The sequence below is a fragment of the Cognataquiflexum rubidum genome (assembly GCF_022538115.1).
Classification (GTDB): domain Bacteria; phylum Bacteroidota; class Bacteroidia; order Cytophagales; family Cyclobacteriaceae; genus Cognataquiflexum; species Cognataquiflexum rubidum.
In genome coordinates this window covers 16,740-29,208 of the sequence record NZ_JAKZAL010000007.1, presented here as the reverse complement: position 1 = coordinate 29,208, position 12,469 = coordinate 16,740, and the positions used below count along the sequence as shown (strand labels likewise).

General features: G+C 40.0%; 14 protein-coding genes. 1 reads left to right on the top strand and 13 read right to left on the bottom strand.

Annotated elements, in window-relative coordinates:
• Window positions 1-67: 67 nt before the first annotated feature.
• The 7 genes from rfbB to MMU05_RS09360 form a co-directional block, all read right to left on the bottom strand.
• Window positions 68-1,117, bottom strand: a complete 1,050-nt coding sequence (gene rfbB, locus MMU05_RS09390; protein ID WP_113924507.1) for a dTDP-glucose 4,6-dehydratase — start codon at window positions 1,115-1,117, stop codon at window positions 68-70.
• Between the two features lie 84 nt (window positions 1,118-1,201).
• Window positions 1,202-2,254, bottom strand: a complete 1,053-nt coding sequence (locus tag MMU05_RS09385) for an NAD-dependent epimerase (RefSeq protein ID WP_241141421.1) — start codon at window positions 2,252-2,254, stop codon at window positions 1,202-1,204.
• Between the two features lie 94 nt (window positions 2,255-2,348).
• Window positions 2,349-3,512: a glycosyltransferase family 4 protein gene (locus tag MMU05_RS09380; protein WP_241141420.1), complete on the bottom strand. Its 1,164-nt coding sequence runs from the start codon at window positions 3,510-3,512 to the stop codon at window positions 2,349-2,351.
• A gap of 100 nt (window positions 3,513-3,612) precedes the next feature.
• The gene (locus MMU05_RS09375; protein ID WP_241141419.1) at window positions 3,613-4,794 is read right to left on the bottom strand and encodes a 6-bladed beta-propeller; all 1,182 of its coding nucleotides are present in this window, start codon (window positions 4,792-4,794) and stop codon (window positions 3,613-3,615) included.
• Between the two features lie 131 nt (window positions 4,795-4,925).
• A complete protein-coding gene (locus MMU05_RS09370; RefSeq protein WP_113924503.1) occupies window positions 4,926-5,126 on the bottom strand; it encodes a helix-turn-helix transcriptional regulator in 201 nt (66 codons plus the stop codon).
• Between the two features lie 10 nt (window positions 5,127-5,136).
• Window positions 5,137-5,589: a hypothetical protein gene (locus MMU05_RS09365; protein WP_241141418.1), complete on the bottom strand. Its 453-nt coding sequence runs from the start codon at window positions 5,587-5,589 to the stop codon at window positions 5,137-5,139.
• 18 nt (window positions 5,590-5,607) lie between these two features.
• Window positions 5,608-6,021 (bottom strand): hypothetical protein, encoded by a 414-nt coding sequence (locus tag MMU05_RS09360; RefSeq protein WP_241141417.1) that lies wholly within the window; start codon window positions 6,019-6,021, stop codon window positions 5,608-5,610.
• A gap of 208 nt (window positions 6,022-6,229) precedes the next feature.
• Between MMU05_RS09360 and proC the strand changes: the two genes are divergently transcribed.
• On the top strand, window positions 6,230-7,033 hold the full coding sequence (proC, locus tag MMU05_RS09355) for a pyrroline-5-carboxylate reductase (protein WP_241141416.1): 804 nt from the start codon (window positions 6,230-6,232) through the stop codon (window positions 7,031-7,033).
• Window positions 7,034-7,104: 71 nt separating this feature from the next.
• Here proC and MMU05_RS09350 read toward each other — a convergent pair whose 3' ends face one another.
• The 6 genes from MMU05_RS09350 to trpA form a co-directional block, all read right to left on the bottom strand.
• Entirely contained in the window at window positions 7,105-7,593 is a 489-nt protein-coding gene (locus MMU05_RS09350; protein ID WP_241141415.1) for a hypothetical protein, read from the bottom strand.
• Between the two features lie 97 nt (window positions 7,594-7,690).
• The gene (gene hisA / locus MMU05_RS09345; RefSeq protein ID WP_241141414.1) at window positions 7,691-8,413 is read right to left on the bottom strand and encodes a 1-(5-phosphoribosyl)-5-[(5-phosphoribosylamino)methylideneamino]imidazole-4-carboxamide isomerase; all 723 of its coding nucleotides are present in this window, start codon (window positions 8,411-8,413) and stop codon (window positions 7,691-7,693) included.
• Between the two features lie 147 nt (window positions 8,414-8,560).
• Window positions 8,561-9,154, bottom strand: coding sequence for an imidazole glycerol phosphate synthase subunit HisH (hisH, locus tag MMU05_RS09340; RefSeq protein WP_241141413.1), 594 nt, complete (start codon window positions 9,152-9,154; stop codon window positions 8,561-8,563).
• Between the two features lie 378 nt (window positions 9,155-9,532).
• A complete protein-coding gene (locus tag MMU05_RS09335; protein ID WP_262917656.1) occupies window positions 9,533-10,312 on the bottom strand; it encodes a phenylalanine 4-monooxygenase in 780 nt (259 codons plus the stop codon).
• Window positions 10,313-10,562: 250 nt separating this feature from the next.
• On the bottom strand, window positions 10,563-11,582 hold the full coding sequence (gene aroF, locus MMU05_RS09330) for a 3-deoxy-7-phosphoheptulonate synthase (protein WP_241141412.1): 1,020 nt from the start codon (window positions 11,580-11,582) through the stop codon (window positions 10,563-10,565).
• Between the two features lie 4 nt (window positions 11,583-11,586).
• Complete coding sequence (gene trpA, locus MMU05_RS09325; RefSeq protein ID WP_241141411.1) at window positions 11,587-12,360, bottom strand: tryptophan synthase subunit alpha; 774 nt, start codon at window positions 12,358-12,360, stop codon at window positions 11,587-11,589.
• Between the last annotated feature and the right edge of the window lie 109 nt (window positions 12,361-12,469).

The following is a 12,469-nucleotide window of genomic DNA, read 5'->3' as shown; positions in this document are numbered from 1 at the left end:
TATCTATAAAACGAAAAACACCCGGCCATTTGGTCGGGTGTTTTTCGTTTATCGTCAAATGGGAAAATCATTTGCCATAATGGTCCTGATAATATTTTTGGTAATTCCCCGAAGTCACATTATCAAGCCAAGTTTCATTCTCCAAATACCAATCTATGGTTTTACTGATTCCTTCCTCAAACTGAAGACTTGGCTCCCACCCTAATTCTTTCTGGATTTTGGAAGCATCTATGGCATATCTCAGGTCATGTCCTGCCCGGTCTTTGACATAGGTGATCAATTTTTCAGATGTTCCTATTTCCCTTCCGAGCTTTTCATCCATCTTTTGACATAGCAGCTTCACAATGTCAATGTTCATCCACTCATTGAAACCGCCAATGTTGTATGTCTCTCCGCTTTTTCCTTTGTGAAACACCATGTCAATGGCCCTTGCGTGGTCCACGACATACAACCAATCCCTGATATTTTCTCCTTTTCCATACACAGGAAGCGGTCGGTTATTTTTGATATTGTTGATACAAAGCGGAATCAACTTTTCAGGAAATTGGTTTGGCCCGTAATTATTGGAACAGTTGGTAATGACGGTTTTTAATTTGTAAGTATTGCTGTAAGCCCTTACAAAATGATCGGAAGCCGCTTTTGAAGCAGAATAAGGAGATTGCGGATCGTAAGGTGTAGTTTCTGTAAAGAATCCTCCATGATCCAAGGATCCGTAAACCTCATCTGTTGATACATGGTAGAAAAGATGGTTTTCCAGATCTTTCCAATAAGACTTGGCGACATTCAGTAGATTGACGGTACCGATGATATTTGTTTTGACAAAAGCCAAAGGATCGGTAATAGACCTGTCCACGTGGGATTCTGCTGCCAAATGGATCACATCTGTGATTTGATGTTTTTCAAAAACAGAAGTCAAAGCTTCCACATCCAAAATATTCACTTTCTCAAAAGTGTAATTTTTGGCATTTTCAATCTCGCTGAGATTCTCAAGATTGCCTGCATAAGTCAGACAATCCAGATTGATAATATGGTAATGGGGATATTTCTGCACAAAAAGCTGTACGACGTGACAGCCTATGAATCCTGCGCCTCCTGTAATGAGGATGTTCTTTTTCATAATTGCGAATTAGAAAGATTGAGAAATTGGATGAATAAATTAAAATTCACCAAGTTCGTTTTTGGAATGAAATTTTGGTTCAGATTATTTTCCGTAGGATTCCTTATACCAAGCCACAAATTTGGCAACGCCCTCTTCCACTGAGGTTTGGGGTTGATAGCCGGTATCCCTTTTGAGGTCAGTCACATCGGCATAAGTGGAAGGTACATCTCCGGGCTGCAAAGGCAACATGTTTTTGATAGCTTCCTTACCCATCGCTTTTTCCAAAGCTGCGATGTAATCCATCAATTCCACAGGTTGGGAATTGCCAATATTATATACTTTAAAAGGGGCATAAGAAGATCCCGGATCAGGATCTTGGCCTGTCCATGCAGGATTTGGCTTGGCAGGTCTATCAGCTACTCTGATGATGCCTTCTACAATATCATCTATGTAGGTGAAGTCCCTTTTCATTTTCCCATGGTTAAAAACCTGAATGGGTTCGCCTTTTTCAATGGCTTGGATAAACAAAAACAAAGCCATATCAGGTCTGCCCCAAGGTCCATAAACCGTGAAGAACCTCAGTCCTGTAGTCGGAATATTGAACAAATGGCTATAGGTATGCGCCATCAATTCGTTTGATTTTTTGGTGGCGGCATACAGACTTACCGGATGGTCAATGTTGTCAGAAGTTGAAAAAGGCATTTTGGTATTGGCGCCATATACCGAACTGGAAGAAGCATAAACCAAATGTTTGACAGGATACGCCCTACAGGCTTCCAGAATATTCAAAAATGACTGAATGTTGGCTGTGATATAGGCATCAGGGTTTGTCAGTGAATACCTTACTCCTGCTTGGGCAGCAAGATTGATCACAACATCTATTTTTTCCTTCTCAAAAATTTCCATCAAAACAGCCTTGTTAGAAAGGTCCATCTTGTAAAAGGAATGATCGGGAAATTTCGTAGAAACCGATTTATTATTGTCTGAAATACTTTCACGGACTATGCCGCATTCAGCAAGCCTTTGATACTTAAGATTGACATCATAGTAATCATTGATATTGTCAACCCCTACTACAGATTCTCCCCTATTGAGAAGATACAATGCGACATGAAAGCCGATAAAACCTGCAGTACCTGTAACGAGATATTTCATTTTCTTTTTTTAATAATTTGCTAAAAAACGAATAAAATTTAAATTAATTTACCTAAACCCTCCTTATTTCTAAGAATTTTTACTTTGGGCAAATTTAATTTCCTTCAACTGAGCGTAAAGAGTTTTTATATTCCTCCAAAATCAATTGATGTATTTTTCCTCTTTGGTATTTTCCTTCCACTTCCTTATATAGATTATCTGCCAATTCTTGCATAAAATCCCTTTTGATATAAGCAAATTCCAAGGCATCTTTTAGAAACTCCTTGTTTTTAACAGGAAACACCAACCCAGTTTTTTTGTTGGTCACGATGTCTGTATTTCCGATGATGTCCGAACAAATAATCGGAACCTGCATAGCGCCTGCTTCCAAGAGCACATTGGGAAATCCTTCTCTGTGCGACGGGTGAACCAAAACATCGGCCAATGCGAGATAATGCGCGACATGATCCGTCCATTCGATTTGGACAATCCTTGGATGGTCTTTGATCTTTCGGACTATTTCCTCATCTATCGGATTTAGTTCCTGTTCAAAAGAACCGAGCAATACAAGCTTAGACCTATCGGAGATTTTGGATTCCAAAAACGCAGTTACGAGTTCCTCTATCCCTTTGTCTTTCACCAGCCTTCCAACGGCAAGGATAATGTAATCATTGTCTCCGGGCATGATTCTCATGGTGGCGGCCACAAGGTGGTTTTCTTTGAGAATCCCACGGTTAAATTTCTCCAAATCAATCCCATTAGAGGAACCAAAGCCAATTACCTTCAATTTTTCCTGTCCAACCAATTCTTCCTCGACAATGAATTTTTTCAAAGAAGGCGAATTGGGCCATACTTGGGTAGCCCATGAGTAGGTAAGCTTTTCGATATTGACCAGAAGGCTCTTTTTCTGCTTTTCGGCCACCATATAAGGTAGACCTGCCACAGTATGAATCCTTGTTTTGACCCCTGCCATTTTAGCTGCCAACATTCCCAACAACCCGGCTTTTGGAGTATGGGTATGGACGATATCAGGCTTTTCTCTTTTGATCAGGTTATATAGCTGCCACAAGCAGGTGAGGTCATGAAAGGGGGTGATTTTTCGGGTAAAAGGAATCATAACATGCTGGCATCCTTCCTTTTTGACTACCTCATTTATTTCTTTGCCATCAGCACTTACCATAATTACCTCCCACCCTGCATCCTTCATGAACTTCATTTGTCCTGAAAGTAAAAGCTTTAATGAAATAGGTACTGTGGTGATTCGGATGATTTTTGACATTCAGTTTTTTGCGTTTAAAATGCCAAAGATAACTTTTTATTGCTTTGGGACAGGAAAAAATCTCAAAAAAGTCAAAAGGATTGTTTCAAAATCAAAGTGTTTATTCTTTGACTTTCATTACCACCAACACATATTTTTCCTCCTTCAGTTTTTCTTTATTGTTCCTAAAAAAATCATGAATATCGCCTTTTTTTACTGTGACTTTCTTATCATTGAAGGTTTCGACGTAATCGTTATAAAACTGCTTAGAATCCAAGGCATAAACGATCTCATTTTCTGAATAGGCCCAAGACCACATTTTAAGCTTCATTCCATCAAAATCATTTTCAAGTTCATCGACATGGTAAATGATGTCAAAATTGTTATCCAAAAACAAAAAATGGGGTGTCTTGATCCCTTCATTAAACTTGACTAGAATTTTATTTTTAAATGGAAAAAAGGAACTGATAGATTGAACTATTCCATTATCAGAAATCCAAGTGTTCAATCCACGAGGATTTTCACGCATTTCCTTCCATTTATTGATGTGGAAATTTTTATTCCCAAAGTCAAATTCAATTGTTTGTTTCAAAAATCCTTTGCCATCAAATATTGGAATTTTATAATCAAGCATACTTGTGAGATAAAATGAATCGCGGTATGGATCATATTGAAATCCGTGGATATTATTAAAACTATAAAAATCCTCAAGATCCTTGCTTAGCGGTAAAAATCCCTGAATCTCACTTTCGTTTCCTTTTCTGATAATTGTAAATTTCTCAGTTCCGTAACCTTTTTGAATTTGGAAAAGGGAAAAGTCTTTTCCAAGAAAACTCCGGTCGGCAATTATATCCATTTTCCCTTCCTCGATCAATTTCCCCTTAAGACTGAAAATCATGTACTTTTTCAAATAAGTAGAATGGATCCGTAGGAGATGCCCTTCCAAAAACATGTCATCAATCAACCGGAACTGGCCTGGACCATCACCATAATCCCGGATTACATTTTGAAGATTCCCTTTCCTGTCAAAAAAAAAAACCGCAGCGGTTTCCCTGCTTTCGACCAAAATTCGATCATCGGTCAATATCATTTTATAGGGACCAACAATCGGAAGACTATCCGGATAGTCCAAAAGGATGTATTCAATGGATTCGAAATGATCTGATATTTTTCCCTTTTTAGCGGCATCCACATCCACCTTTATAATCTTAGCATCCCCTTTGGTTTTTGATTCACATGAAATCACGATCGGAATCAGCAGGAAGGTCAATAGGATAAAAATTATGGCTTTGTTTTCTTTCATAAAACTAAATTATAAAAATCACCTAAATCCACAATAGAAACATTCCCTTTTATTCGAAACACTAATACATAAGGAGAAAAGTTCCTATGCTATTTTCCGCACGCTGCAGACTTCTAACTGTGAACTGATCCTCAATCCCCTTCCTCCAATTCAAAAATCAATTCCAAAGGCGTCTGGAATACCCGGCCAATTTTGAGCGCAAGGACAGTTGAGGGGACATATTTCCCCGCTTCTATAGAATTGATCGTCTGCCGGGAGACTCCGATCTTATCCGCAAGGTCCTGTTGGGTCATGTCTTTCTTGGCACGTTCTACTTTGACTGTGTTTTTCATATTGCCAAGTTTAAATCAAAGTAAGGGTTTTCTGTTGTCTATACATCACCCATCTGAACCTGATGATAAACACCAGCTGCAGAGAAAATGTATTGTAACCCATAAACAGCAAATAATCAAAACTGTAAAAGACCAATGTCCCCAAAATGGAAATCAAGGAATACAAATAAAAAGCCAACAGAAGACTGTCAAGTCTGAGTTTTTGAATGTATTCATCTTCAATTTTCTCTTTTGAAAAAGCAATCAAAAACATAGACAAAAATGTCCCTATATACGCAAACTCGTAGGTAAAATTTTCATCTGAACCATAAAACAAATCACCTGTTTTTCTGAAACCATCCCAGGTCAACCATGATAATTCATATTCATAAACACCCGAAAGAATGAGCAAAAGCGTCATTGGAAGTAAAAGCGCCAAACCGATAAATTTTAAACGATAAGGCAAAAGTAATTTAGTCAGCATATAGTTTTGATTTACATTTTATTGATTTGATCTCCATTTTTGATATTCGAAGGCGGCAAATACATAGGCATTGAGTAGAAACAATACCAGGGGTGCGGAAAATATCTCCTGTCTGAATTCTCCAAACCGAAGGTAATTGACCACCATGATAGCGACCAAGCCACACATCAACCAAAAAAATCCGGTCTGAAATGCCTGCAACCGAAAGGTCTTGACCATCTCATCCTCTATTTTTTCTTTGCTAAGGTTCAACAGCGTAAAACCCACCGCCCAACTTCCATAGATAATTTCGGCTGCATTGTCAGGACTCAATCCCACTTGCAATAAAGCCAAGACAATCACGATAACCACCGGCAATGGAAAAAACAGAAACGACAAAGGCCTCCACTTCCTTTCCAACATCGGCACATACATTAAATCATCATTTTTCATAATTGTAAAGATATTTTTACCAAATGTAAGGTTTGTTTTACATATAGTCAAACAAATTTGATAAATATTTTTAAATGAAATTATTTAAACAAAAAAAAATCAAGTAGGCTATTTGCCGATCGTCTGTTTTAATTGAAAGGAAAACACCAAAAAAACACGTATTCCTAGTTACCTTTGAGGCTCAAACCTAAAACACCGAAAACACCACATGCTGAAAGATATCAGAATCGCAATCTTAGGTTGCGGAAATCTCGGGACCTCCATCGCCAACGGCTTGCTGGAACAGGATGATTTTTTGCCACAAAATCTCCACGTCACCAAAAGAAATCCTGCCAATCTCCTTTATCTCCAAGACAAAGGTGTACGGGTTCATTCGGACAATTTGATAGCTGCCAAGGAATCGGACATCGTTATTCTTGGCGTGAAACCATATAATGTCTCGGCTATTTTGAAAGAAATCAAACCGGCACTCGACCCCAAAAAACAGATTATCGTATCCGTCGCGACAGGTATCACTTTGGATGAAATATTTCAGGAAATAGACCCGAAGACGACTGCATTTAGGGCCATGCCCAATATCGCTGCCGATATCCGTGAATCCGTAACCTGCATCTGCGGAAGGAATATCACCGAATCGACTGAAACACAAGTGAAGGATTTATTCAACAGTGTCGGGTTCAGTATCACCATTGATGAAAGTCTGATGGAAGCGGCTACTGTCCTTGGTGCCTGCGGAATTGCTTATGTACTGAGATTTATGAGGGCGATGATTCAAGGGGGAATCCAAATTGGATTTGATGCCAAGACTGCAAGCAAAATCGTAAACCAAACAGTAAAAGGTGCAGCGGAATTGATGATCCAAAAAAACATCCATCCCGAAGAAGCCATCGACAAAGTCACAACTCCAAAAGGCTGTACCATCGTCGGACTCAATGAAATGGAGCATCAGGGTTTTTCTGCAGCCATGGTGCGGGGCGTGTTGGCTTCTTATGAAAAAATAGAAAAGAACTAAAAACAAAAATTCCCTGCCTCTCAATCCTATTTTTTGAGGCAGGGAATTTTTGGTTTGTGAGACTCCCAAATTTATTTTTTCAGCAATACATCAGCAGGAGGCGCTTTCCTGTTTGCCCTTGGTTTTGGATGTACAAAAGTGTAAAAAAACATCCTCAACTCATATTTATCTTTGGTCAAAAAGACATTGGTCATTCCATCGTTAATGTCATTGATTGTAGACATATCTTGTTCTTCTAGCCAGTTTTGATCAAGGCTTTTAAACATTGTATTTAGAGGAACGAAAGACATATCGTCTTTTTGAATAGTGACAGGGTTGACGAATTTGCCATCTTTTACAGTAGCTTTTCCGAAATAACATTCACTTTTTCCTTGGTGGATAACCGATATGACCACATCATGTTGGCCGTCTGTTACGGGATTGGCGCCTCTTTCGGTGAAGGCAATATAATAATCTGTATAACATCCCTCAATTCCTTTTGCATGAAAACTCGTGTCAGTTTGGCCAAAAGCGAAGTGTAAAGAGAGAACAAACACTAAAATCGTAAGTCTGTTTTTCATAGTTTTTGTTTTGGAGTTTAGAAGGGCAAAGATATTTTTTTTAAAAATTGGTCAATAACTTTAAACCTAATTTGAGAAAAAAAATCAAAAACAACCACTATTTATTTGCTAAAATTCCCAACTCTTCCAAAGAAATCCTCCCTTCATAATATGCCTTTCCTACAATCGCCCCGTAAACCCCAATTTTCTGAAGTTCTTCCAAATCCCTTAATCCTGCCACTCCCCCGCTTGCAATCAATTTAATACTTGGAATTTCAGCCAAAATATCCTGATACAATTCCACTGAGGGACCCTGTAATAATCCGTCTTTTGCCACGTCAGTGCAGATTACATATTGGATTCCTTTGGCGTGGTAAGATTTGATAAACTCGATCAGGTCCATCGCTGTGGTTTCCTCCCAACCTGAGATTGCTATTTTTCGGTCTTTGGCATCTGCTCCCAAAATGATTTTTTCTCCACCAAAGTTTGCTATCCAGGATTCGAACAAAGTAGGATTTTTGACAGCTATGCTTCCACCTGTGACCTGATGTGCACCGGATTCAAATGCCAGATTGATATCAAAATCGGATTGGATACCCCCACCGAAATCCACTTTCAGGGAAGTTCCTTCGGCAATACTTTTCAAGACTTCAAGGTTGACGATTTTTTTTGCTTTCGCTCCATCCAAATCAACCAAATGAAGACGTTCTATTCCGACTCCCTCAAAACGCTTTGCCATCTCCAAAGGACTATCATGGTATTCTTTTTTTTGGCTGTAATCTCCTTGAGTTAACCGGACGCACTTGCCTCCGATGATGTCTATGGCTGGGATGATTTTCATGGGGAAGGGGGAAGTTGGGAAGTCGGGAAGTGGGAAGTTAGGAAGTTGGGAAGTTGGGAAGTAGAAAGTATGGAAGTTGGAAGTAAAAGGTAAAGGGTATGAGTGTGTTCAATTTTTCAATTTTCAAATCTTACAATTTTTCAATTTTCAAATCCTCAAGAAATTCTCCAATATCCTTTCCCCTACTTTACCGCTTTTCTCGGGGTGGGCTTGCATGGCGTAGAAATTATCCTTGTGCATCAATCCCGCAAAATCAAGCACATAGTGGGTTTTGGCAATGGTAAAATCGCTCAATTCGCAGTAATAGCTGTGGACATAATAGACAAAGGATTCGTCACTCAGTCCCTCCAACAATGGGGTTTTCAAATCAAAAAGATTGTTCCAACCCACATGAGGAACTTTAAAGTCTACATAGCTTTCGGGTATAAACTTTTTGACTTTGACAGGAAATACACCCAAACAAGTTGTGTCATTCTCTTCTGAATAGTCACAAAGCAGCTGTTGGCCAAGACAAACGCCAAAGAATGGTTGGGTAAGTTTTGGGATAAGTTTGTCTAACTGCTTTTCCTTCAGGTAGCGCATGGCGGTACTCGCCTCTCCCTGTCCGGGGAAAATGACTTTGTCAGCTTTGGCTATTTCTTCCAAATTATCGGTAAGCACTGCCTCCGCCCCTAACCGCTCCAAAGCATAAAGGACGGACTGCACATTACCGGCATTGTACTTGATGACTGCTACTTTCATATTTTAGATTTGAGACAGGAGATTTGAGATGTGAGACATCCCTAAACTGAGCCTAAATTTTAATTTAACAGATTTATATTCTTGAGGTAAAAATGCAAAAGACTTTTCTCTACGTTACCGATGAAGAAATTGTCGGAGCCGTCACTCTGAGTGAAGCGAAGAGTCTCTCCTAATATAAACAGATCCTTCAGTTCCCGTAAAAACGGGACAGGCAGTACCTCCTTCAGGATGACGGGAAAACCATTCGCCATTTTAAACACTCGAAGTAACAAGGATAATTTTTTCCTGTAACCAGCCAAATCTATACACCCAACCTCTCCATTCCTCTTACCTTTCACCACTTACCTTTTACCAACCCTCATCCTTCCGCCTTCATCCTTATTTTCCCGCTTCCTCAGCCACCATTTCCTCTAAGACTTCTTCAATCTCAGGCAATGATTCGAACAACTGCTCATAGCTTTCAATGATAAAGTATTTGTCCTGGAATTTGTCTTTCCAATAAGGGGTGTTCAAAATCCTTTTGACATCATACTCATAGTGGGCGGGTACATCCGAAAGGCTGTATTTGGTTTCGCCTGCAGAACTCAATATTCCTGCACCATAGATTTTGATTTGGCCTTCCTCTCGGATCAATCCAAACTCTATTGTAAACCAATAGATTCTCGAAAGCAATTCGATCGCCCATTTGTTATCGATATGCTTCAGTGCCAATCCACTAAGATTTTCAAGAAAATCCACATAAGGTTGGTTGGTCAACATCGGCATGTGGGCAAAGGAATCATGAAACATATCAGGCTCTTCGAGGTAATCGAGCTGTTCCATTTTTCTCAGCCATGTGGACGAACAAAATCTTCTGTTGTTCATCAGGCCGAAGAAAAGGTCATCGTCAATCAAACCCGGAACCACTTGGATTTGCCAGCCTGTGGTGTTGGCCAATCTTCTGTTGACGTCTTCAAAATCCGCAATTTTGTCTGCAGTGAAGTTGATTTCTTTGATTCCTTCCAAATAGGCTATCGAAGCCGCTTTGGGAAGGTTGACGATCTGTCTTTCGAAAAGAATCCGCCATACTTCATAATCCTCCTTTCTGTAAGCAGCATAATCCTGCTCCAACTTTTGCAATCTCGGGTCTGAAAAGACCCAGTCTTTGGGTTTATTCATTATTCTATATTTGGGTTGTATATTTTAATTCTTAACCTGATTGTGGTTCAGAGGCATTATGTCAATAGTCCATAGTCCACAGTCGACTGCCCGTCTTTATGAGATTCAAAACCTCTGTTTGAGTCATGAAGGAAGCGTTTTTTTGAATTCAAAATTTCAATTCTCCCATTCAAAGATCCGTCTATTTGATTCCAATTTTTCAAAATTAACAAAACCTGTAACCTTACCCAAAATCGAAAATTATTACCAATCAAATTAAGGTAAAGGATTTCCGCATAGCAAAAGTCTTCCTGATCCAATCTGCCAACAAGGCACTTTGTGCAAAATCCAAAGTCTGTTGGCCATCTGAATAGGCTTTTTCAGGAATCTCATGGGTTTCATAGATGATCCCGTCTGCTCCTGCCATCACACCCGCAAGTGCCATTTGGGGTACATATTCCCTGATCCCAATCCCGTGCGAAGGATCCACGATCACCGGAAGATGAGATTTAGCTTTCAAAATCGGAACTGCATTCAGGTCCAAGGTATTCCGGCTTGCCCTTTCGTAGGTACGGATTCCTCTTTCGCAGAGAATCAGCTTTTCATTTCCTCCCGAAAAAACATACTCTGCAGATTGAAGCAATTCCTCAATGGTACCTGAAATCCCCCTTTTGATCATTACGGCTTTGTCCACTTTCCCCAATTCATCCAAGAGATTGAAATTTTGGGTATTTCTCGCCCCTACCTGATACACATCCACATAAGGGTACATTTCCTCGATCTGTGAAACCTGCATGACTTCGGTGACGATTTTGATTCCGGCTTCTTTGGCCAAACCATACCATAATTTCAAGCCGTCAATTCCCAGTCCCCGAAAGGCATAAGGACTTGAACGTGGTTTGAAGACACCGCCACGCATCATGGTGATGCCGGTGGCCTTGAGGTGGTTGATGATTTTGACGATTTGGTCCTCCGACTCAATGGAACAAGGTCCGGCCATGATCGCCATATCGCCATCTTTGATGAATATGCCATCGCCAAGGTCAATCGAAGTCGGTTTGACTTTCCACTTTTTGGAGACCAATTTGTATTCATCCGAAACGATATGAATGTCTTTGATACCTTCCTGCTGACCGATTTTGCGGATGTCAAAATCATTCTTACCGATCCCGATCAGATAATCTCCCAATTGGGTTTTGACTTCGGTGATCTTGTAGCCGATCTGACTGATCTCGTTGATCAGTTTGTCTTTTTGCAAATCGGTAATTTCTTCTTTTAACTGGACAATCATAATTTCAATGGATTACGGACTGTATGTAAGATTCAATGTCGGATTTCAAGTTCTGACTTTCTTTGATTTTTTTGATAAAAGCACTGCCAATGATGGCTCCGTTTCCATATTTGGAAGCGGTGGTGAAAGTTTCTGAATCGGAAATCCCAAACCCGATCAATCTCGGATTCTTAAGGTTCATGGCCTCCACTCTTTGAAAATAAGCAATCTGCTCCTCGGAAATCCCTGTCCTTGCACCAGTGATACTATGCGCAGAAACCATATAAATGAACCCATTGGAATGGGTATCAATTTCCCGGATTCTCTTTTCACTTGTTTGCGGAGAAATCAAAAATGTGTTGCGAAGGTCATACTTGTCAAAAACCTCCTTGAATTCATCCAAGTATTGCTGCATAGGCAGATCAGGGAGAATCAGTCCATCCACGCCAATTTCCTGACATTTTTTACAAAAAGCTTCCATCCCGTATTGGATGATGGGGTTCAGATAGCCCATCAAGACCACCGGCAAAGAAACAGTTTGGCGCATGTCCTGCAATTGCTCAAAAAGCTTTTTCAGACTCATGCCATTGTCCAAGGCAATCTGATTACTGTCCTGAATGGTAGGGCCATCGGCAATCGGATCGGAATAGGGAACTCCCACTTCGATAATGTCAGCACCGGCCGACTCAATGGCTTGCATGATAGGAAGTGTATCCTTGAGTTTTGGAAAACCTGCAGTAAAATATATAGAGAGCACTCGCTCTTTTTTGGTTTGAAATAAATTATCTATCCGATTCATAGTTAAGACGTGAGACGTGAGATTTGAGACATGAGACTTGAAAAGGAGGAAGGATGAGGGATGAGGGATGAAGAACTTATGACTATTCGTCTTCCGAACTTCATACTTC

Coding starts and splice junctions, on each gene's coding strand:
- trpA (WP_241141411.1), bottom strand. CDS start 12,360: ATGAATCGGATAGATAATTTATTTCAAACCAAAAAAGAGCGAGTGCTC.
- hisH (WP_241141413.1), bottom strand. CDS start 9,154: ATGAAAGTAGCAGTCATCAAGTACAATGCCGGTAATGTGCAGTCCGTC.
- MMU05_RS09380 (WP_241141420.1), bottom strand. CDS start 3,512: ATGTCAAAAATCATCCGAATCACCACAGTACCTATTTCATTAAAGCTT.
- MMU05_RS09350 (WP_241141415.1), bottom strand. CDS start 7,593: ATGAAAAACAGACTTACGATTTTAGTGTTTGTTCTCTCTTTACACTTC.
- MMU05_RS09335 (WP_262917656.1), bottom strand. CDS start 10,312: ATGAATAAACCCAAAGACTGGGTCTTTTCAGACCCGAGATTGCAAAAG.
- MMU05_RS09375 (WP_241141419.1), bottom strand. CDS start 4,794: ATGAAAGAAAACAAAGCCATAATTTTTATCCTATTGACCTTCCTGCTG.
- MMU05_RS09370 (WP_113924503.1), bottom strand. CDS start 5,126: ATGAAAAACACAGTCAAAGTAGAACGTGCCAAGAAAGACATGACCCAA.
- MMU05_RS09360 (WP_241141417.1), bottom strand. CDS start 6,021: ATGAAAAATGATGATTTAATGTATGTGCCGATGTTGGAAAGGAAGTGG.
- aroF (WP_241141412.1), bottom strand. CDS start 11,582: ATGATTGTCCAGTTAAAAGAAGAAATTACCGATTTGCAAAAAGACAAA.
- rfbB (WP_113924507.1), bottom strand. CDS start 1,117: ATGAAAAAGAACATCCTCATTACAGGAGGCGCAGGATTCATAGGCTGT.
- MMU05_RS09365 (WP_241141418.1), bottom strand. CDS start 5,589: ATGCTGACTAAATTACTTTTGCCTTATCGTTTAAAATTTATCGGTTTG.
- MMU05_RS09385 (WP_241141421.1), bottom strand. CDS start 2,254: ATGAAATATCTCGTTACAGGTACTGCAGGTTTTATCGGCTTTCATGTC.
- hisA (WP_241141414.1), bottom strand. CDS start 8,413: ATGAAAATCATCCCAGCCATAGACATCATCGGAGGCAAGTGCGTCCGG.
- proC (WP_241141416.1), top strand. CDS start 6,230: ATGCTGAAAGATATCAGAATCGCAATCTTAGGTTGCGGAAATCTCGGG.